Here is a 19,920-nt window from a genome sequence, read left to right on the forward strand (position 1 = left end):
CAAACAGCCGCGCGCGCCTTTTGTCTCAACACCGTCATTGCGAGTTTGGGGCGCGCACGCGCCACACTCTCATCGTCATCGCCCGCGAAAGCGGGCGATCCAGTATTCCAGAGAGCGTGCGAGGATACGGAGAGGCTGCGGCGTACTGGATTCTCCGCTTTCGCGGGGAATGACAACGGTGGCTGAGGCGAGGCTCGCGAACGCAGGACAGCTCACACACGCTCGCAACGCCGGGAGTGAACACAAATGCCCCGCCTAATCTCCCCCCTCGTTCTGGCCCTCGTTGGTCTCGTTCTGCTTGGCGACGGCGCCTACATCCACGCCAAGGCATGGCTGGCGCAGGTGCTGCTGGAACGCGCGTTCATCAGGAGCATCGCAACTGGGCAGCCGATCAAGCCATGGTCATGGGCGGATACGTGGCCGGTGGCACGGATCGAGGTGAAGCGGATCGGCGCCAGCGCCATCGTGCTCGCCGGCAGCAGCGGCCAGGCACTCGCCTTCGGTCCCGGACATGTCGAACAGACCGCGGACGCGGGCGAGCGCGGCGTCGCCGTCTACGCAGCACACCGCGACACGCATTTCCGTTTCTTGAAGGATGTTGCGATCGGCGACGAGATCGAGGTCACACGTGGCGACGGCAAGCGCTTCGACTACCGGGCCGACTCCTCCGCCATTGTGCGCTTCGACGCCTCGGGCATCGATCCCAACGCGCAAGGCTACGAGCTCGTGCTGTCGACCTGCTGGCCGTTCAACGCGCTCACGCCGGGTCCGGACCGTTACATCCTGCACGCGACGCTGATTGGAACCGGCAGCTAAAGGGCGAATTATCATCGCGCCTTGGGTTCTTGTTCGAGCATGAATCTCCGCGTTCCGCGTTTGTCGCGAGGGAGAACCGCTTCACACTTTTCGCGATCATGCTCCGAGTTTGTCATCGCGGCCATCCCGTGGGATGGTGGCAAGGCCGTACCGCGCCAGATCCAACCGTGTGACCATGCATTCACAAGTTCAGTACCTGCCGATCACACCCGGCCTGTTTTCCGTCCTGGTGCTGCTGTTCGCCGGGCTGATCGTCCTGATCCAGCTCCGCATCCTGCGCTATGCCTATATGAAGCTTGGCGTCGGACCGGGCGTTGCGCTGCTGCTGTTGTTCGGCTCGCTGATCGGCAGCTATTTCAACATCCCGGTCACGGTGCTGCCCGGCAAGGCGGTGCGCTCGGGCGAGATCGTCGATTTCTTCGGCATGCGCTATGTTGTGCCGCTGGTGACGCAATGGCCGGGCACGGTGCTTGCGGTGAATGTCGGCGGCGCTGTGATCCCGACATTGATGTCGAGCTATCTCGTGCTGCGCTACCAGCTCTGGCTGAAGGCTGCGATCGCGGTGATCGCGATCGCCTTCGTCATCCACATGATGGCAACACCAGTGCAGGGTGTCGGCATTGCGGTTCCCGTCTTCGCGCCTGTCGTGGTCACGGCGATCCTGGCCTTCCTGCTGTCGCGCGAATATGCCGCACCGCTCGCCTATATCGGCGGCTCGATGGGCACCCTGATCGGAGCCGATTTACTCAACCTCGACAAGATCGGCAATCTCGGCGCCCCCGTCGCGTCGATCGGCGGCGCCGGCACATTCGACGGCATCTTCCTGACGGGCATCCTGGCCGTGCTGCTGGCTGGCATCGCCTCGCCCCCAAGACCCAGGGAGGTCTGGTGAGAGCTTCTCATGTCGCGCACAATTAACGGTGGCTTCTAACCATGGCTTCCGGACACCCGTTTTGAGCGGGGAACTGAACTGGCATCTCGGGCCGTAGACGTATACAGAGCGGCTCGTAGCGAGCGGCTCGGCCGGTCGAATTTTGATACTGCATTCCTGTTGCGGAACTTTTATTGATGGACAACGAATTCAAGCAGAAGGTCTTGCAACAGCTCGATCAGATCGAAAGTCGCATCGCACTTCTCGAGAGAAACCAGCATCTCATCGCCGCGGGACAAAGACGGGAGTCGCTGCGCAGCCTCTGGCGGCGGCCGCCGATGTGGACGTTCGAGCAATATCCGCCGCGCCTGCTCAACGTGAACGGCTTTCAGCCCGCGCCACCGGCACCTGCGAACGCACTGCGGATCGCGATGGTGACACCGAGCTACAATCACGTGCACTATCTCGACGCCACCATCGACAGCATCCTCAACCAGAACTATCCGAACCTGCACTATCACGTGCAGGATGGCGCCTCGATCGACGGAACGGCTGAGCTGCTGAGCAAGCGCGGCAACAGCCTGAGCTGGCGCAGCGAGCCCGACAGGGGCCAGTCCAACGCCATCAACATCGGCTTTTCCGGCGTCGACTGCGAGATCATGGCGTACCTCAACAGCGACGATATGCTGCTGCCCGGCACGCTTGCCTATGTCGCCAACTATTTCATGTCCAATCCGAACGTCGACATCGTCTATGGACATCGCGTGTTCGTCGACCGCGACGGGCTGGAGGTCGGCCGCGCCGTGCTACCGCCCTATCACGGCAAGACGCTCAGATATGCCGACTACATTCCGCAAGAGACCATGTTCTGGCGCAAGCGGGTGTGGGACAAGGTCGGACCGATCGACGAGAACTTCCATTATGCGCTGGACTGGGACTTCATTCTGCGCGCCCAAGCGGCGGGCTTCAAATTCGTCCGCCTGCCGCGCTTTCTATCGTGCTTCCGCATCCACGATGCGCAGAAGACCGCCGCCACCTATGCGGTCGGCGTGAAGGAAATGGGAATCCTGCGGCGGCGCGTGCTGGGTATTGATCCGACGCAGGCCGAGATCCGCCGTGTCATCGCGCCTTATCTCGCGCTCCAGATCGCCTATCACTACGGCTACAAGTTCGGCCTCCTGAAATACTGATTGCGGCACGCCCTATTCCGCGCGGCGGCATGCGGGCCGCACGGTTGCCACCCATGCGAACTCACCCTACAAAAGCGGACGTGCCGACAAGAACGCGCGCCAAGAAGAACAAGGTGAGGAACCATGGAAGCAAAGGTAACTGCTGCGACCGCCCTGCCATGGTCTCCAGCTCCCGATGCCAGCGACGTCGTGAAGGGCATCCACGCGATGCTGCATCCGCGCAACATCGTGCTGGTCGGCGCCACCGACAAGCCCGGCAACTATGCCGAGCGCATCTGGAACAACCTGATCAAGTACCGATTCGCAGGCTCGTTGTTTCCGATCAACGCAAAGCGCGAAACGATCTGGGGCGTGTCCTGCTACAAGGACTTTTCAAGCCTCCCCGAAACGCCCGATCACGTGCTGGTGCTGGTGCCGGCGCGCTTTGCCGTGCAAGTGATCCGCGATGCCGCCGCAGCCGGCGCGCGCTCTGCCACCATCGTCACCTCGGGCTTCAGCGAGTTGCAGGATGAGGAGAGCCAGAAACTCGCAGCCGAATTGCAGCAGGCGATACGCGAGACCGGCCTCGCCGTCACCGGGCCGAACTGCCTGGGAAACTTAAGCGCGGGCGAAAAACTCTTCACCAATATCGACGACCGCGTCGTCACCATGGAACGGGGCACGGTGGCGATCGCCGGACAGTCCGGGGCCATCGTGATGGCGATCCGCCAAGCGCTGGAGGATCGCGGCGTTGGTGTCGGCTACATGGTGACCACCGGCAACGAGGCCGGACTCGAGACGCCGGATCTGATGCGCTATTTCGCCGAGGATCCGAGTGTCCGCGTGATCGTCGTCTATCTCGAGGGCGTGCGTAACACCAAGGCGTTTCGCGACGCCTGCAAGGCGGCGCGTGCCGCCAGCAAGCCGGTGATCGCGCTCAAGCTCGGCGCCTCCGAGGGCGGCCGGGCGGCGGCAATGGCGCATACCGGTGCGCTTGCGGGGTCCATCGAAACCTTCGACGCGATCGCAACGCGCGAGGGCGTGATCCGCGTGCGCGGTCTCGACGAGTTGATCGAGACCACCGAATGTTTCGTGCACAGCACTGTGCCGAAAGGCAATCGCCTTGCGGCGGTGACACTCTCGGGCGGCAAACGCGGGCTCCTGATCGATGCCTTCTATGCGGCCGGGCTCGATTTTGCGGCGCTGAGCCCGCATGTCAGCGGCGAGCTCGCAAAGATGTTGGGTCCCGGCTCGATCGTCGGCAATCCGCTCGACGCCGGCTTTGCGGCGGTGGTCGATCCCTCCGTGTACATGAGATCGATCAAGCTGATGATCGACGATCCCGACATCGACATCGTCATCATCGATGCTGAGCTGCCGAAGGCGCCACATGAGCAGCGCGAGCGCAACTTGCGCATCGTCAACGAGATGGCGACCAGGGCGGCAAAGCCGGTGATCTACATCAGCGCCATGTCGATCGGCTTCACCGAGTTCACGAAAGCCTTACGCAAATCGCTACCGCATATCGCTGTCATGCAGGGCCTCGACCGTGCCGTGACCGCGGTCAAGTCGCTGCTCGACTACGCAAAGCTCGCCAAGGAAGTGCCTGATGTCGTCGCAAGCTCGAAGCCCGCGGCGCGCAACTTGCTGGAAAAGACGCTAAGGGCCGCCACCGGCGCCGCGCTCGACGAGGTCGCATCGAAGAAGCTGTTGAAGGCCTACGGCATCCCGATCTCCAAGGAAGGAATCGCGCAGACGCCGGCCGACGCCGTGAAGATCGCCAAGCAGATCGGTTTCCCCGTGGTCGCCAAGGTCGTCAGCGCCGAGATCCTGCACAAATCCGACATCGGCGGCGTGGTTCTAAACCTCAACAGCGCGACCGAGGTGAAGCAGGCGTTCAACGACATCACCTCGCGCGTCAAGAAGCTGAAGGGCAAGCCCAGGCTCGACGGCATCCTGATCGCGCAGCAGGTCAAGGCCGATCTCGAGCTCGTGGTCGGCGCATCGCTCGACGCCGAGATGGGGCCGGTGGTGCTGTTCGGCACCGGCGGCGTCGACATCGAGCTGATGAAGGACGTCGCTTTGGCCGGCGCGCCGCTCAATCCTGCCGAGGCTCGGCAGCTGATCGGCCGCACCAAGGCCGGGGTCAAGATGCGCGGTTATCGCGGCAAGCCGAAGCTGGATGAGGCCTCCGCCGTGAAGGCCCTGGTCGGCCTCTCCAACCTGATCGCAGACGCCGGCGACCGGATCGCTTCGATCGACGTCAATCCGTTCCTGATCAATACCAGGACCGGTGTCGCCGTAGACGCACTGATCGTCCTCAACAACGCAGCCGCCCGGCGCGCGGCCCGGCATTGATCGGCTTCCACTGGCCGCGCTTTGCCCATAAAATTGGCGAGCGACTCCGCTTTCCCTGACGCGGGGCACGAGCCGGAACGGATAATGGCGCGCAGAAGCAACTTGATGATCGGAACCGCGACGCTGCTGGCGCTCGCCGTCGCGTTCGGCGGCCTGCTTGGCGTGCAGAAATATCGCGCGGCCCAGAGCCGCAGCCAGTTGCGCGTCGTGTTCGAGGGCGGCTCGGCCAGCGGCCTGCGCCGGGGCGGCCCGGTGAATTTCGACGGCGTACCGGCCGGCCAGATCATCTCGATCAAGCTCGACAATCCCCGCAAGATCGTCGCGCTCGTCATGCTCGACAACGCCGCCCCGATCCGCAAGGACACCGTGGCCGGCATCGAGTTCCAGGGCCTGACCGGGATCGCCGCGATCTCGCTGATCGGTGGCGCGCACTCGGCACCGCCCGTGCCGCTGGATGACGACGGCATTCCCGTGCTGACCGCGGATCTCAGCGACGCCGAATCGATCGTCGAGACCCTGCACAATGTCGACCGCATGATCGTGAGCAACTCGGCCGCGATCAAGGACGGCCTGCGCACATTCGAAGACTATACCGCCGACCTCAAGGGCAAGGGGGAAGAGATCGACGCCGTGATGGGCAAGATCGACAATGGCTTCGCGAGCTTCGACAATGCGGTCACCAAGATCGAGAACGTCGTGCCCGGCTTCGCCGATGGCAAGGCCGACGAGCTGTTCGAGAAGGTGAAGGGGCTGCGCGAGCTCGCCGATACCATGAAGAAGAAGTCGGCGAGCTTCATCGAGGACGGGCGCCGCACCCTCCTCGACATCAGCGAGGCCGCCAACAAGATGGCCGGCACGCCGGTGGCACCGCGACCGCCGCGCAAGCCCACGCAGCAGAAGCAGTGAGCGCCCGGACGGCCCCCCACAAAAATGTCGAAAACAACCCCATGCAAAGTAGGATGGCCCCGCCAGCCCGGATGAGGTGAATCACACCGGAAGCCCCTGATATGTCGGGCAAATCGGCGGCACGCGCCCATCGCGCGCCGATAGTCGCATATCCGCAGCGCATGAACTCAACGGCGGGCCATGGCGGGGTGACGCTACCAGGCGTAGCGCACGACGGCCTTGCCGGCGTAGGAGCGGGTGACGTTGGAGAACTCGCCTTCAAACGTTCCGATCGCGGACCAGCCGTTCATCCACTTCATCTCGGCGGAGGCCGTTGTCAGCGCGGAGTCGCGGGAAAGGGCCGCGCCGTTCACGACAAAGGCCGCGCCCGGCAGCGCCTGGAAGACGGCGCCGATGCTGCGATCCGGATTGAAATCATGCGCCCAGGCGACGCGGCCGCGCAGCGTGACGACGCCGTCGTAGGCAGCAAACGACTTGTCGGTGCGCAGGCCGAGCTCAGTGCGGGTGTCGGTCACGCTCTTGGCCGCATAGGCGAGCGCAAAGGCGTTGGTGCCGACCACCACATTCTCAGCATAGTTCGGCAGGTTGAAATTGGTCGCCTGTAGCGCGGCGTAGGGCGTCACGCCCATCCACGGCGTGACAACGCGGTAGCCACCTTCGATGCGGCCGGAGAACGCGTTTGCGTTGAACTGCGCGCGCAACTGGTCGAAGCCGACAGCCGTGACGGTGCGGTTGGTGGTGACGTCCTGCCAGCCATAAGCGAGCGCCGCCGACACATAGGCCGGCCCGGCCGTGTGACGCAGGAAGGCGCCAGCCTGGAACAGATCGGAGTGGCCCCAGCCAAGCCCGTTGACGCCGAAATTGGTCGCGCCGCCGACAAGCGCAACGCCGGCGAGTGTCGACGGCGAGAAGCGATAGTCGACGCCGACAGCAGTCCCGTAGAGGCTGCTCGTTGTATTGTTCGAACCCAGCGCCGCATTGCCGTTGGTGGTCTGCGAGCCACCATAGCCCGCCGCCCACACGCTCCAGCGCTGATCGAAATCGACCGGCGGCGCCTTGCGATAGATGGATGCAAAAGCATCGCGCGTGCTCTTGCCTGCTGCGGCATAGGCCGCGGCGCCGGTTTCCTGTGCGAAGGGGGTTGCGCCGGTCGCGCCACCGCGGCTGGTGCCGTAAACGTCCGTCAGCAGGCTGAGGAACAGGTTCATCGCATTGAACGTGGTCTGCTGCGCGCCGGTCGCGGATTCGCCGGAGGCCTGCGTCAGACCATTCGGCGACAGCGAGGCATAGACCACGTCAATGCCACCATTGGCATTGAAGAAGTTCGTCAGCGCGTTGGCGACGTTGGTCTGATTGACGTTGAGATTGCCCTTGGCGCCGTAATCCAGCGCGAAATTCAGATAGACGTTGTTGGCGTCATAGCTGAGGGTGGCTATCGCTGCCGGCGCTCCGACCGTATCGGCGCCGCTGAACGTGCCGCTGCGGCCGCCCGTCGCGGTGAGGATCGTATACTGCTTGGCCAGCGTCGTGCCGGCCGCGACGCTGACGCCGACCGAGCCTCCGAGCGTCGCGCTGCCGGTCACGTTGGTGAAGCTCGAGGCGGTCGAGTTGACGCTGACGAGATAGAGCGCGCCGGACTGGAAGGCGAGATTCCCCGCGACGATCATTGACGTCCCCGGCGTGCCGTTACCGGGCAGGAAGATGCCGCCGGTTGCGATCGTGGTGTTGCCGACGGTGCCGCTGCCGGAGAGCGCGCCGCCGGCATTCACCGTGGTCAGGCTCGAGGCTGCGATCGAGCCGTCGACTTGCAGGATGCCGCCATTGACGACGGTGGTGCCGGTATAGGTGTTGAGCCCAGACAGAGCCAGCGTGCCCGCCCCGACCTTCTCGAGGTTGCCCGGGCCGGCGCCCCCGCAGACGCACGGATTGGTGTCCGCGATCACGCCGCTGACCTTGGTCGACAGGTTGTTGCCGCCGACCACCAGCGTGTTGCCGGCGCCGATATAGTAGAAGCCGGAGCCCGCGATCGAGCCCACGGGGATGCGGCCGTCGCCGTTCGGCCCGAGGCTGCCGGAGAAATCGACAAAGCCGGTGCCAGTGGTGATGAGCTGCGCGGTGCCGCCGGTTGAATTGTCGAAGAAGTAGGTCGCGCCGCCGTCATTGGTGGTGATGACAGCGCTGCCGGCAGTGGAGAAGGCGTTGAAGTCGGTCTCGCCGCCATTGTTGTTGGTGATCACGGCGTTGCCGGCAGTCGGCGTGTCGGTGCCGAACGGCTGGCCGAACGCGGTCAAGCCACCCGTGTTGATGATGTTTGCGCCCGAGGCCGACGACTGGTCGACAAAGACGGTGCCGCCGCCATTGCGGTTGGTAATGGTGGCGGTGCCCGCATTGGTCAGGGCGGAAAAGATCGTGCCCGCACCGTCGTTATCGATCCTGGCGGTGCCCGCCGGTCGCCGTATCGGTGCCGCCGTGGGTACCGAACAGCGTGACGCTGCCGATCTGGTTGTTGATCGTGGCACTGCCGGCGCTGCTCGACTCCAGGAACGCGACCGCACCGACATTGGTGTTGGTGATGGTCATCGCGCTCCCGCTGGTCGCGCCCATGAAGGTCGTGAAGCCGCCGTCATTGATCAGTGCGGTGATGCCCGAATTGTTGGCGTTGACGAAGGTAAACCGCCCCTCATTGGTGACCGTGCCGACGATGGAGGCGGTATGGGTGGCGTCGCCGAGCACCAGGCTGGCGCAGACGCAGATCGTCGTGCCGCCGGTATAGGTGTTGGTGCCGAGCAGCGTGACGACGCCGTTGCCGAAGGTGCTGTCGAGAACAGTCAGCTTGCCGGCGCCGTTACCGTCGGTGACGTTGCCGGCGATGGTCAGCACCACGCCATTGGCGTCGATCGCGCTGCCGCTCGCAGAATTGTCGATCTTGAAATTGTTGGTGAAGGTCAGATCGCTCAGACCGTCAGCCTGGAACAAGGCATCCTGAAGCGTGACGGTGCCAGACCCGACCGACGAATTGTTGGTTACCTGCACCGTAGCGCCGATCACGCTTGTGCCGCCCGAATAGGTGTTGACGCCGGAGAGCACCGTCGTGCCGGAGCCGCCGGAGGAATCGATCAGCCGCAGCGCACCAGTGGCGACGAAGCCGCTGTCGTTGGCGATAACACCGGATAGCGTTAAGACCACCCCATTGTTGTCGACAGCGCCGCCATTCGGAGTGACAATAAAGCCATTGGTGAAAGTCAGGTCGCTGGCACCATCGGTCTGGAACGTGCCGCCGTTAAGCCTCACCGCGCCGGTGCCGACGGAGTTGTTGTTGGTGACCTGCACGGTGCCGGCCGAAATCAAAGTACCGCCGGTGTAGGTGTTGTTGCCTGATAAATTGAGCGTGCTCGCGCCGAGTTGCCAGACTTGCGCGAGTGAAAGCTGACCTATGTTGTTGGAGATCGAGATGACCTGGCCCGAGTTCGCCTGGTTGAAGATACCATAGGCGCCTGAGTCGAATTTGATGTCGGCACCGCTCACCGAATAAGACTGCGAATTCGCGGTGAAGGTCCACGAATAGGGCGTGACCGTACTGGTCACGTCGATCGACGCCGATCCGGTCGCGTCAAAAATCGCGCCCTGGCCGTTCGTCACGGGCGGCGCGCCGGCAGGCGGATTGGACCAGTTGGATCCAAGATTATAGATGGACGTCGCAGTCGTGCTGCCGGTACCGCCCCAAGTGTAAAATTGCGCGCGCGCCGATCCCATCAGCAACAGGCTTGCGGCGGCCGCGGCGCAGAAGGCCAGCGCCGTCGAGCCTCGAAGCGCCCGGCCTCGAAACAACAAATAAAACACTTCAACGCCCCATTCCCCCGGCGCCCTGGGGCGCCGTCGGACGCAACGCTAGCACGGGGTGTTCCGCAATTTTGCGGTTGGCTTCTGAATTTTGCTGAACTGCTTCCGAAAGTGGAACTTTCCGCAGGGGGTGTTGTACCCGCGCAACGCTTGGTCGGCTGGTCCTCTCAACCAGAGCACGATTCGCCCGTTGAGGCGTTCCCTTGCTACAAATGAGTTCGGACGCTGCTCGCGCAACAAACGATGTCGTCCTGGCGAAGGCCAGGACCCATGACCACGGGGAGCAGTTTGGCGAAGACTTGTTGCCGTAAGACGACCAGCATCCTTGCTCGATAGATTCCGCGGTACGGGACCCAGCCCCCGTGCGCAATTGCGCACTAGGAGAGGACGACAGCGGTGGTGTGGCAACGGCTAGCCACCTCACCCGTAAACGAACGCCTTGTCATCGAGATCAGTCTTCGGAATCGCGTCCTTCTCGGTCCAGTAATCCTGGCTATGCTGCCACTCCGGCTTGTCGCCGCGCTTCGGCAGCAGGTCCATGTTGCGCATCATGTAGCCGGGGTTGAAGTTTTCCGGATCGATCCAGGGCAGGATCGGCATGTTGTGGTCTTCGGCACGCAGCTTGACCTCGACCTTGCTGGCGCCCTTCTCCTTCATGTGGCCGAGAAGCCGGCAGACGAAATCGGCGACGAGATCGACGCGCAGCGTCCAGCTGGCGCGGAAATAGCCGAATACCCAGACCATGTTCGGCACGCCCGTGAACATCATGCCGCGATAGGTGACGGTGTCGCCGAAGGCGAGCGGTTTGCCGTCGATCTCGAAGGCGATGTCGCCGAGCGCGGCGAGATTGAAACCGGTGGCGGTGACGATGACATCGGCTTCGAGCAGCTTGCCGGATTTGAGCTGGATGCCGTTCTCGACGAAGCACTCGATCTCGTCGGTGACGACCGAGGCCTTGCCGCCGGCGATGCCCTTGAACAGATCGGCATCCGGCACGAAAGCGATGCGCTGCCGCCATGGCCGATATGTCGGCGTGAAATGCGTCTCGACATCGTAGTCCGGACCGAGAATCGCACTGATCTGCCCGATCAGCTCCTTCTTCACCTCTTCGGGCTTGGCCACGCAGAGTTTTGTGAATGCATCCTGCTCGAACAGGATCTTCCGCCGCACGATCTCGTGGATCCACTCCTCATCCACCTGGAGCCTGCGCAACTCCTCCGCAATCTCGATCGCATTGCGCCCGATGCGGAAATAGGTCGGCGAGCGCTGGAGCATGGTGACGTGTGCGCATTTGTCGGCGATGTTGGGCAGCAGCGTCGCGGCCGTTGCACCCGAACCGATCACCACGACCCTCTTGGCCGTGAGATCGAGATCATCCGGCCAGGTCTGCGGGTGGACGACGCGGCCCTTGAATCGGTCCATGCCCTTCCATTCCGGCGTGTAGCCTTCGGAATGGCGATAATAGCCCTGGCACATCCAGAGGAAGTTTGCGGTAAAGGTCTTGGCCTCACCGGTGTCGGTGGTCACAGATTCGATGGTCCAGAGATTCCTCTCGCTCGACCAGCGTGCCGAATGGATCTTGTGCTTGTAGCGTATGTGCCTGCCGAGATCGTTCTCCTCGATCACGTCGTTCATGTAAGCGAGGATCTCCTCGGCAGTCGCGATCGGCGGCCCCACCCATGGCTTGAAGCGATAGCCGAAGGTGTGCAGATCGCTGTCGGAGCGGATGCCGGGATAGCGATGCGTGATCCAGGTGCCGCCGAAGCTGTCTTTCGTCTCCAGGACGACGAAGCTCGTGCCAGGAAGCTGCTTTGTCAGATGATACGCGCTGCCAATACCGGAGATGCCGGCGCCGACGATCAGGACATCGAAATGTTCAGTGGCTTGCTGCGTGGTGGGCTGCGTACGGACGGCGACATTCATTGTTGATTCTTTGCCTTTTGAGGTCGCCCTTGATCAGGCGACGCGTTTCCTCCGCGACGGGATCATGGTCGCCCACCGCGCTTCCGCTTCAAAATGACATAGATCAAATCGCAATCAAATCACAGCGCCGCACCCCAGCTCCGCGCTGTCTGCAGAATCCAGTCGCGGTAGAGCGTGAGCGGCGTGACACCGGTCATACCGCCGCAGCCCGCGCTGCCATTCGGCCCCGTCGACCAGCTGATGACTCCGACGACGACCGGACCGCTCAGCTTGTCCTCGAATGCGGGACCGCCGGAATCGCCAGTACAGGCGCCGATTCCGGCGCGAACGCCGTTGGTTACGGGGTCCACGAGCCTCATTTGCAAGGTACCGGGCTGGCCGGTCACGACAAGGCCAGCAACGCGCGTCACGCCACTGCTCTTGCCATCGCCAGGCACCGTGACACCGACACCAGCGATGGTGAAGCGACTGCCGATCACGATCGGAATTTGCGGCGCGCCCATCTGGGATGTCGATTTTCCTTTGAGCGGAATTTCGAGTTGCAGCAACGCCACATCGGCGGTCGCGCGATGCGACTGCATGGCCTGCATGTTGAAGCTTGGATGGATCGCGACCGCGCGCACGTTCTGCAATTGCGGCTTGCCGTCGGCGCCATAGTCGAGGATCTTGTATTCCGCTCCGGGCTGCACGCAGTGTGCGGCGGTGAGCACCAGCCTCGTTGCGATCAGACTGCCGGTGCAGAAATTGCCACGCGATCCGACGATCGTGACGATGGAGCGTGCGACGCCTTCGGACTGCGGCGTACCGCCGCCGACGATGGCCTGCGCCGGCACGGTGAAGAGCATCGCCGTCGCGGCGAGCAGGATGGACGTCTTGTTCATGGGCGAGTGTGGTAGCCGCTGGGGCGTCATTAGCCAAGAGACCCCTTAGAAGCGCCTTCTGGAAGAGATCCTTCATGCTGGCCGTTGTGGCAGCAGCGTGCTAGCGGTTTTCACCTGATATCGACGAGGGTAGGACAGTGGCGATCGGGGCTGTGATCTTTGACTTTGGCGGCGTGTTGACGAGCTCGCCCTTCGAGGCCTTCACGCGCTTCGAACAGGAGCGCGGCCTACCTGCCGACATCATCCGCCGCACCAATGCCGCCAATCATCTGGAAAACGCCTGGGCGAAGTTCGAGCGCGCCGAGGTCGACATCGAAACATTTGACCAGCTGTTCGCCGCGGAATCACTTGCGCTCGGCGCGGAGGTGCGCGGCCGCGACGTGCTGCCGCTGTTGCAGGGCGATCTGCGCCCCGAGATGGTCGAGGCGCTGAAGCGCATCAAGACTAAGTTCAAGACCGGCTGCATCACCAATAATCTGCCGGCCAACGCGATCGGCAGCATGACTGGCCGCTCGCTCTACGTCGCCGACGTGATGGTGCTGTTCGACCACGTCATCGAGTCCGCCAAAATCGGTCTGCGCAAGCCGGATCCTCGCATCTACCGGATGATGGTCGAGGCGCTAGAGGTCGATCCCGCGCACTGCGTCTACCTTGACGATCTCGGCTTCAACCTGAAGCCCGCCCGCGAGATGGGAATGACGACGATCAAGGTCGTGAGCGGCGCGCAGGCGATCGCCGAGCTCGAGGCAGCAACGGGGCTGAAACTCGGTTAGCCGCATCGACGAACCGTAGGGTGGGCAAAGCGAAGCGTGCCCACCACTTTCAATGACATCAAGAAAAGTGGTGGGGCACGGCGCGATGCGCCTTTGCCCACCGAGAGACCAGAGCTACTCCGCTTCCGCGGCCATCCGCTCAGGAAACGCGGCCGCGAGCGAGGCGCGATCGGGCTTGAGCACGCCGCGCTCGGTGATCAAGCCCGTCACCAGCCGCGCCGGCGTCACATCGAAGGCGTAGTTGGCGACCGGCGAGCCCTCGGGCACGATCCGCACCGTCTCGAGCCGCCCGTCGGCGGTGCGGCCGGTCATGTCGGTGACCTCCACGCCGTTGCGCTGCTCGATCGGGATGTCGCGGATGCCGTCATTGACCGCGAAATCGATCGTGGGCGAGGGCAGTGCGACATAGAACGGCACGTTGTTGTCGTGTGCAGCGAGCGCCTTCAGGTAAGTGCCGATCTTGTTGCAGACGTCACCATTGGCCGCGACGCGATCGGTACCGACGATGGCGAGATCCACCATGCCGTGCTGCATCAGATGACCGCCAGTGTTGTCTGGGATCACGGTGTGCGGCACGCCGTGATGGCCGAGCTCCCAGGCGGTGAGCGAGGCGCCCTGGTTGCGCGGCCGCGTCTCGTCGACCCAGACATGGATCTTGAGGCCGCGGTCATGCGCCAGATAGATCGGCGCCGTCGCGGTGCCCCAGTCGACGGTGGCAAGCCAGCCGGCATTGCAATGGGTCAGCACGTTGATGGTTTCGCCCGGCTTTTTCTTCGCGGCGATCGTCTCGATCAGCTCCAGACCGTTGCGGGCGATGCCCCGGTTGATCTCGACATCCTGCTCCAGGATCTCGTCGGCCCGCGCGTAAGCCGCTTCGGCGCGCTCCAGGCGGTCGATCGGCGCCAGCGTCGCACGCATCTCGTCGAGTGCCCATTTGAGATTGATGGCCGTGGGCCGCGCCACCACCAGCGTCTCGTAGGCGCGCTTCAAGGCGGCGTCGGAACCGTCCTCGCGCATGGCGAGCGCCACGCCGAACGCGGCCGTGGCGCCGATCAGCGGCGCACCGCGCACCAGCATGGTCCGGATCGCGTCAGCCGCCTCCTCGCTCGTGGTGAGACGAGCGATGACGAATTCGTGCGGCAGCCGGCGCTGGTCGATGGCTCCGACCGACCAGCCGTCGCGCTCGCGCCAGATGCTGCGGTAATGCTTGCCGTCGACCTTCATGGCGTTCTGCCTTTCGTCCTACGCGCGGAGCAAGCGCCCCGCCACGGCATCGAGCTTCTTCAAAAGCTCGGGATCGCGTGCCTCGGGCGCGGTGATCAGCGCCGTATCGAGCGCGCGGTCCGAGCCGATTGGACACGGCTGGTGCTCGCGCGGAAAATCCTTTGCCAGACGCGCCACCAGCGCCTTGGCCTTGTCCGCGTTCGAGGTCAGCACACGGATGATATCCTGCACGGTGACGGCGTCGTGATCCGGATGCCAGCAATCGAAGTCCGTCACCATGGCGACCGTGGCGTAGCAGATCTCCGCCTCACGGGCGAGCTTGGCCTCGGGCATGTTGGTCATGCCGATCACGGAATAGCCCAGCGTCTTGTTGGTCATGCTTTCCGCAAGCGTCGAGAATTGCGGCCCCTCCATGCAGACATAGGTGCCGCCGCGCGCAATTGCGATGCCTTCGGCTTCGGCCGCGGCTGCGAGATGGATACGCAGCCGCGGTGAGACCGGATGCGCCATCGACACATGCGCGACGCAGCCCTTGCCGAAGAACGAGCTCTCGCGCTTGTGGGTGCGGTCGACGAACTGATCGATCAGCACGAAGGTGCCGGGCGGCAGTTCCTCCTTGAAGGAACCGCAAGCCGAGAGCGACACCAGATCGGTGACGCCGGCGCGCTTCAGGACGTCGATATTGGCGCGATAGTTGATGTCGGAGGGCGACAGGCGGTGGCCCTTGTCATGCCGCGGCAGGAACACGATCGGCAGACCGGCGATGGTGCCGCGCCTGACCGGCGCCGACGGCTCGCCCCAGGGACTGCTGATCACCTCTTCGTGCGCGCCCTCGAGCCCCGGCAGGTCGTAGATGCCGGAGCCGCCGATGATGCCCAATACCGCCTGCGCCATGCCTGCTTCACCCCGTCCGCGATGTGCAACGTGGTTAAGCTATGCCAGTTTTGGGACGGATTTGGAACGGGGATGGTGGGGGTAGTGACGTTGCAAGCTAGCGTGGGCGCTCGCCACACATTCGATGTCGTCCTGGCGAAAACCAGGACCTATACCGCGGAATCTATCGATAGTTGATGGTGGCAGTTCCGAACGACTTGTCTTCGTCAAACTGCTCCCTGGGGTTATGAGTCCTGGCTTTCGCCAGGACGACCCCGTGGGGGCGGCTACGCCGCGGTCGCCGGCTGCAACTGGCTCGCCACCATCCGCTCGAGCGTATCGACCGACTGGAAATTCTCCGGCGTGATTTCGGATTGCGGGATGGTGAAGTCGAACTCGGCTTCCACGCCGAGCATCAGGTTGACCATGTCCATCGAGGTCAGGCCGACATCGACGAGGCGCGCGCTCGGCGTGAGGTTCGTAGCAAGCGAATTCTGTTCGAGGATGCCCTTCACCAGCTTGATGATGCGATCCCGCACATCGGTATCGAACGCCTGCATCTGCAATATCCCACTCTGATAAGGTCCGGACCACCGTCTACGATGGGCATGACGGGCCGATCCTGCAACGGGCGCGACTCTTAACTCCCGTTTCTTAGTAAACGATGACTCAGATTGACTAAAACTCGTGCTTCCTCTGATCACTAACGCGTTCACGAAAAGTAGGGGGCTGCGAAAAACCAAGCCTTAACTGCTCGTTCCGAATTAAGCCTTGTTTACCTTCAATTTCGTCGACGAATTTGAATTAAATCCGTAAGCCTCTGGGCCAAGCAAACATGGTCGGATGATCGGCATGGCGTGACCGTACCGATCTCGAACGACGAATCGGAGGCGGACCATCATGAACGTGCGCGAAGCGGCCCTTCAACCTGTCGACGATGCCCAGGCAAGCTTTCTCGAGCACAGCCCTTCTCTGGTCGAGCGCGCCGCGCGCGTGGCGACGGTGGCGGCCGGCGAAGCCGAGGGCGTCGATCGCGACGGCCGCTTTCCCCACAAGGCATTCGACGCCGCGCGCGAGCAGAAACTGCTCGGCGTGATGATCCCGGTCGAATTCGGCGGCTTCGGTGCCTCGATCTACGACGTCACCGACATCTGCTACACGCTCGGGCGCGCCTGCGCTTCGACCGCAATGATCTATGCGATGCATACCACCAAGGTCGCCTGCGTAATCCGGCACGGCCACGGCATTCCCTGGATGGAAACCATGATGCGCCGGGTCGGCCGCGACCAGTGGCTGCTCGCTTCCTCCACCACCGAAGGCCAGAACGGCGGCAACATCCGCGCGAGCGCGGCCGCGGTCGATCATGAAGGCGACATGATCGCGTTGACGCGCGATGCCACCGTGATCTCCTACGGCGCCGAGGCCGACGGCCTCGTCACCATCGCGCGCCGCACGAGCGATGCTGTCGCCTCCGACCAGGTGCTGCTGGCGCTCGCCAAGGATGACTATTCGCTGAAGCGGACGCTCGGCTGGGAAACACTCGGCATGCGCGGCACCTGCTCGACCGGCTTCGAGCTGAGGGTCGACTGCCCCGCGGACCGCGTCTTCCCGGAATCCTACGACAAGATCCACGCGCAGACGATGACGCCGTTTGCACATCTGTGCTGGTCGTCGGCCTGGGCCGGCGTTGCCGCTGCCGCCGTGACGCGCGCGCAGGCATTCGTTCGCAAGGCGGCGCGGGCCTCCGGCGGGCAGATGCCACCGGCGGCCGCCCATTTCACCGCCGCGAAGATGTCGCTGGCAAAACTCCGCGCGCTGATCGCCTCCAATATCGACACCTTCGCCCATCATGAGCATGACGAGCGCGCGCTCGGCTCGCTCGACGTCCAGTCCTCGATCACGCTCCTCAAGGTGCAGGCCTCCGAGCTTGCGGTCGAGACCGTGATGCACGCGATGCGCACGACCGGCCTTGCCGGCTATCGCAACGACGGCGACTTCACCATGGGCCGCCACCTGCGCGACGTACTGTCCGCGCCGATCATGATCAACAATGACCGCATCCTCGCCAATGCTGCGACCTCGACCTTGATGAGCGGCGTGCCGGCAAGCCTTAGGGACTGATAAGCCTTCGCGACTAACGAGCCTTCGACGAACCTACGCGACCAACAAGAAGAATTGCAGATAACAGGAAGTTTTGGCCATGAACGTTGCCGTTCTCCCGACCTCGCCCGACACCGCGCCGCAAGCCATCGATCCGCTCGACCATCTCACCGACGTGCTGTTCCACCGCATGGGTTCGGACGGCGTCTACGCTCGCACCGCGCTCTATGAGGATGTCGTGGAGCGGCTCGCCGCGCTGATCACGCGGCACCGTGAGGCCGGCACCGAGGTGATGCGCTTTCCGCCGGTGATGAGCCGGGCGCAGCTGGAAAAATCCGGCTACCTCAAGAGCTTCCCGAACCTGCTCGGCTGCGTCTGCGGCCTGCATGGCACCGAGCGCGAAATCAACGCCGCCGTGAGCCGCTTCGATGCCGGCGGCGACTGGACCACGTCGCTGTCGCCCGCCGATCTCGTGCTGTCGCCGGCAGCCTGCTATCCCGTCTATCCGATCGCGGCGAGCCGCGGGCAGCTGCCGAAGGGCGGCCTGCGCTTCGACGTCGCCGCAGACTGCTTCCGCCGCGAGCCGTCGCGTCATCTCGACCGGCTGCAGTCGTTCCGGATGCGCGAATATGTCTGCATCGGCAGCCCCGACGACGTCGCCGATTTCCGCGAGCGCTGGATGGTGCGCGCGCAGGCAATCGCCCGCGATCTCGGTCTCACCTTTCGGGTCGACTATGCCAGTGATCCCTTCTTCGGCCGCGTCGGCCAGATGAAGGCCGTGAGCCAGAAGCAGCAGCAGCTCAAGTTCGAGCTGCTCATTCCGCTGCGCTCGGAAGAGCAGCCGACGGCCTGCATGAGCTTCAACTATCATCGCGAGCACTTTGGCACGACCTGGGGCATCCAGGACGCCCACGGCGAGCCCGCCCACACGGGCTGCGTCGCCTTCGGCATGGATCGCCTCGCTGTCGCGATGTTCCACACCCACGGCACCGATCTTGCCGCCTGGCCCGCCAAGGTGCGGGACATCCTGGGCCTGTCGCCGCATGTGACGACTGACGTCCATGTCGAAGGCTGGCGCTAAGCGACGAGGCCGATCATTTCCACGGGCAAGACGAGCGTGATCCATACCAAGGTCCGATGCCGCGAGATCACGGAGTCCGATGTCGACGCCATCGCGGACCTCTTGACGCGCGGCTTCGTCGGCCGCACGCGCGACTATTGGATCCAGGGCCTGCGCAGGCAGGCCTTCCGGCCCGTGCCCGAGGGCTACCCGCGCTTCGGTTACATGCTCGACAATGACGGCATGCCGGTCGGCGTGCTGCTTCTGATCTACACGGCGCGCAAGGATGGCGAGGCCATCGCCATCCATTGCAACCTGTCGAGCTGGTATGTCGAGCCGGCGTTCCGTAACTACGCGCCGCTACTGACCAAGATCGCGCAGCGGCACAAGGACGTGACCTACCTCAACATCAGCCCGGCGGTGTGGACCTGGCCGATCATCGAGACCCAGGGATTCAGGGCCTATTGCCGCGGCCTGTTCTTCTCGGTGCCGGTGCTGTCGCGCGTGCCGCGCTGGACCAGGATCGAGGTGATCGCGTCGCACGCCAAGCAGATCGAGGGCCTCGACGAGGTCGAGACCGAGCTTTTGACCCGGCACGCGCGCTACAACTGCCTGAGCCTTGTGGTCCGCACGCCGAAGGGTGTATTCCCTTTCATCCTGCAACCGGTGCGCATCCGCCGCGGCTGGATCGCGCCGCCTGCGATGCAGCTGATCTATTGCCGCAGCATCACCGAATTCGTCACCTGCGCCGGTCGCATCGGCCGCCTGCTGCTGCGGCTCGGCAAGATCTCGGTCATCGTCGATTCCAACGGCCCGATACCCGGCCTCACCGGCGTCTATACCGAGCGGCGCGGCCGCAAATACTTCAAGGGCCCGCACCAGCCGCAACTGGCCGATCTCACGGATACGGAGCTCGTGCTGTACGGGCCGTAGGCCGCAGCGGGCGGCAAGAGACCGCAAGCCTGGCCTCGCTCTCCATTGTCATGCCCCGGCTTGACCCGGGGCATCAAGTACGCCGCGTTGTCGCGGTTCAATCACAGGCGCCTCGGAGTACTGGATCGCCCGGTCAAGCTTCGGGCGATGACGGCGGGGTGTGTGGCGAGTTCGTGCATTCACGGGGCAATGG

16 protein-coding genes are annotated in these 19,920 nt (G+C 63.7%); 9 read left to right on the forward strand and 7 right to left on the reverse strand.

Annotation, left to right across the window (positions count from 1 at the left end; translation table 11 throughout):
• Positions 1-246: 246 nt before the first annotated feature.
• The 5 genes from SO139_RS32565 (at position 247) to SO139_RS32585 (ending at position 6,120) form a co-directional block, all read left to right on the forward strand.
• Positions 247-816, forward strand: coding sequence for a class GN sortase (locus SO139_RS32565; protein WP_449377834.1), 570 nt, complete (start codon positions 247-249; stop codon positions 814-816).
• Between the two features lie 175 nt (positions 817-991).
• On the forward strand, positions 992-1,708 hold the full coding sequence (locus tag SO139_RS32570) for a DUF1614 domain-containing protein (protein ID WP_449377835.1): 717 nt from the start codon (positions 992-994) through the stop codon (positions 1,706-1,708).
• Between the two features lie 176 nt (positions 1,709-1,884).
• Positions 1,885-2,877, forward strand: a complete 993-nt coding sequence (locus SO139_RS32575) for a glycosyltransferase family 2 protein (protein WP_498541255.1) — start codon at positions 1,885-1,887, stop codon at positions 2,875-2,877.
• Between the two features lie 123 nt (positions 2,878-3,000).
• Positions 3,001-5,214 (forward strand): acetate--CoA ligase family protein, encoded by a 2,214-nt coding sequence (locus SO139_RS32580; protein ID WP_474798598.1) that lies wholly within the window; start codon positions 3,001-3,003, stop codon positions 5,212-5,214.
• 84 nt (positions 5,215-5,298) lie between these two features.
• Positions 5,299-6,120 (forward strand): MlaD family protein, encoded by an 822-nt coding sequence (locus tag SO139_RS32585; RefSeq protein WP_449384543.1) that lies wholly within the window; start codon positions 5,299-5,301, stop codon positions 6,118-6,120.
• 194 nt (positions 6,121-6,314) lie between these two features.
• Here the strand turns inward: SO139_RS32585 and SO139_RS32590 are convergent, their stop codons facing one another.
• From SO139_RS32590 to SO139_RS32605, 4 genes are all read right to left on the reverse strand, one after another.
• A complete protein-coding gene (locus SO139_RS32590) occupies positions 6,315-8,639 on the reverse strand; it encodes an autotransporter outer membrane beta-barrel domain-containing protein (protein ID WP_449384544.1) in 2,325 nt (774 codons plus the stop codon).
• Entirely contained in the window at positions 8,545-9,960 is a 1,416-nt protein-coding gene (locus SO139_RS32595) for a beta strand repeat-containing protein (protein WP_449384545.1), read from the reverse strand. The genes SO139_RS32590 and SO139_RS32595 overlap by 95 nt, the downstream gene beginning before the upstream one ends.
• Before the next feature lie 420 nt (positions 9,961-10,380).
• Positions 10,381-11,883 (reverse strand): flavin-containing monooxygenase, encoded by a 1,503-nt coding sequence (locus SO139_RS32600; protein WP_449384546.1) that lies wholly within the window; start codon positions 11,881-11,883, stop codon positions 10,381-10,383.
• Between the two features lie 119 nt (positions 11,884-12,002).
• The gene (locus SO139_RS32605; protein WP_474798603.1) at positions 12,003-12,764 is read right to left on the reverse strand and encodes a S1 family peptidase; all 762 of its coding nucleotides are present in this window, start codon (positions 12,762-12,764) and stop codon (positions 12,003-12,005) included.
• 137 nt (positions 12,765-12,901) lie between these two features.
• Here SO139_RS32605 and SO139_RS32610 point away from each other — a divergent pair, with 137 nt between their 5' ends.
• Complete coding sequence (locus tag SO139_RS32610) at positions 12,902-13,537, forward strand: HAD-IA family hydrolase (protein ID WP_498541256.1); 636 nt, start codon at positions 12,902-12,904, stop codon at positions 13,535-13,537.
• 114 nt (positions 13,538-13,651) lie between these two features.
• Here SO139_RS32610 and mtnA read toward each other — a convergent pair whose 3' ends face one another.
• The 3 genes from mtnA to SO139_RS32625 all read right to left on the reverse strand — a co-directional run bounded on the left by mtnA (position 13,652) and on the right by SO139_RS32625 (position 16,194).
• Positions 13,652-14,761: an S-methyl-5-thioribose-1-phosphate isomerase gene (gene mtnA, locus SO139_RS32615; RefSeq protein ID WP_449379815.1), complete on the reverse strand. Its 1,110-nt coding sequence runs from the start codon at positions 14,759-14,761 to the stop codon at positions 13,652-13,654.
• An 18-nt stretch (positions 14,762-14,779) separates the two neighbouring features.
• Positions 14,780-15,655 (reverse strand): S-methyl-5'-thioadenosine phosphorylase, encoded by an 876-nt coding sequence (locus tag SO139_RS32620; RefSeq protein WP_449379814.1) that lies wholly within the window; start codon positions 15,653-15,655, stop codon positions 14,780-14,782.
• A 266-nt stretch (positions 15,656-15,921) separates the two neighbouring features.
• A complete protein-coding gene (locus tag SO139_RS32625; RefSeq protein WP_449379813.1) occupies positions 15,922-16,194 on the reverse strand; it encodes a phosphopantetheine-binding protein in 273 nt (90 codons plus the stop codon).
• A gap of 340 nt (positions 16,195-16,534) precedes the next feature.
• Here SO139_RS32625 and SO139_RS32630 point away from each other — a divergent pair, with 340 nt between their 5' ends.
• The 3 genes from SO139_RS32630 to SO139_RS32640 all read left to right on the forward strand — a co-directional run bounded on the left by SO139_RS32630 (position 16,535) and on the right by SO139_RS32640 (position 19,727).
• Positions 16,535-17,755: an acyl-CoA dehydrogenase family protein gene (locus SO139_RS32630; protein ID WP_449379812.1), complete on the forward strand. Its 1,221-nt coding sequence runs from the start codon at positions 16,535-16,537 to the stop codon at positions 17,753-17,755.
• Between the two features lie 79 nt (positions 17,756-17,834).
• Positions 17,835-18,815 carry an amino acid--[acyl-carrier-protein] ligase gene (locus tag SO139_RS32635; protein WP_449379811.1) on the forward strand — a complete coding sequence of 327 codons (981 nt, stop codon included), beginning with the start codon at positions 17,835-17,837 and terminating at the stop codon, positions 18,813-18,815.
• 36 nt (positions 18,816-18,851) lie between these two features.
• Positions 18,852-19,727: an acyl-CoA acyltransferase gene (locus SO139_RS32640; protein WP_449379810.1), complete on the forward strand. Its 876-nt coding sequence runs from the start codon at positions 18,852-18,854 to the stop codon at positions 19,725-19,727.
• The last annotated feature ends 193 nt before the right edge of the window (positions 19,728-19,920 follow it).

It is taken from the genome of Bradyrhizobium sp. UFLA05-89, assembly GCF_059803475.1.

Excerpts from the sequence above, each read along its gene's own strand:
- SO139_RS32565 (WP_449377834.1), top strand. The coding sequence starts at position 247 with ATGCCCCGCCTAATCTCCCCCCTCGTTCTGGCCCTCGTTGGTCTCGTT.
- SO139_RS32570 (WP_449377835.1), top strand. The coding sequence starts at position 992 with ATGCATTCACAAGTTCAGTACCTGCCGATCACACCCGGCCTGTTTTCC.
- SO139_RS32575 (WP_498541255.1), top strand. The coding sequence starts at position 1,885 with ATGGACAACGAATTCAAGCAGAAGGTCTTGCAACAGCTCGATCAGATC.
- SO139_RS32580 (WP_474798598.1), top strand. The coding sequence starts at position 3,001 with ATGGAAGCAAAGGTAACTGCTGCGACCGCCCTGCCATGGTCTCCAGCT.
- SO139_RS32585 (WP_449384543.1), top strand. The coding sequence starts at position 5,299 with ATGGCGCGCAGAAGCAACTTGATGATCGGAACCGCGACGCTGCTGGCG.
- SO139_RS32600 (WP_449384546.1), bottom strand. The coding sequence starts at position 11,883 with ATGAATGTCGCCGTCCGTACGCAGCCCACCACGCAGCAAGCCACTGAA.
- SO139_RS32605 (WP_474798603.1), bottom strand. The coding sequence starts at position 12,764 with ATGAACAAGACGTCCATCCTGCTCGCCGCGACGGCGATGCTCTTCACC.
- mtnA (WP_449379815.1), bottom strand. The coding sequence starts at position 14,761 with ATGAAGGTCGACGGCAAGCATTACCGCAGCATCTGGCGCGAGCGCGAC.
- SO139_RS32620 (WP_449379814.1), bottom strand. The coding sequence starts at position 15,655 with ATGGCGCAGGCGGTATTGGGCATCATCGGCGGCTCCGGCATCTACGAC.
- SO139_RS32625 (WP_449379813.1), bottom strand. The coding sequence starts at position 16,194 with ATGCAGGCGTTCGATACCGATGTGCGGGATCGCATCATCAAGCTGGTG.
- SO139_RS32630 (WP_449379812.1), top strand. The coding sequence starts at position 16,535 with ATGAACGTGCGCGAAGCGGCCCTTCAACCTGTCGACGATGCCCAGGCA.
- SO139_RS32635 (WP_449379811.1), top strand. The coding sequence starts at position 17,835 with ATGAACGTTGCCGTTCTCCCGACCTCGCCCGACACCGCGCCGCAAGCC.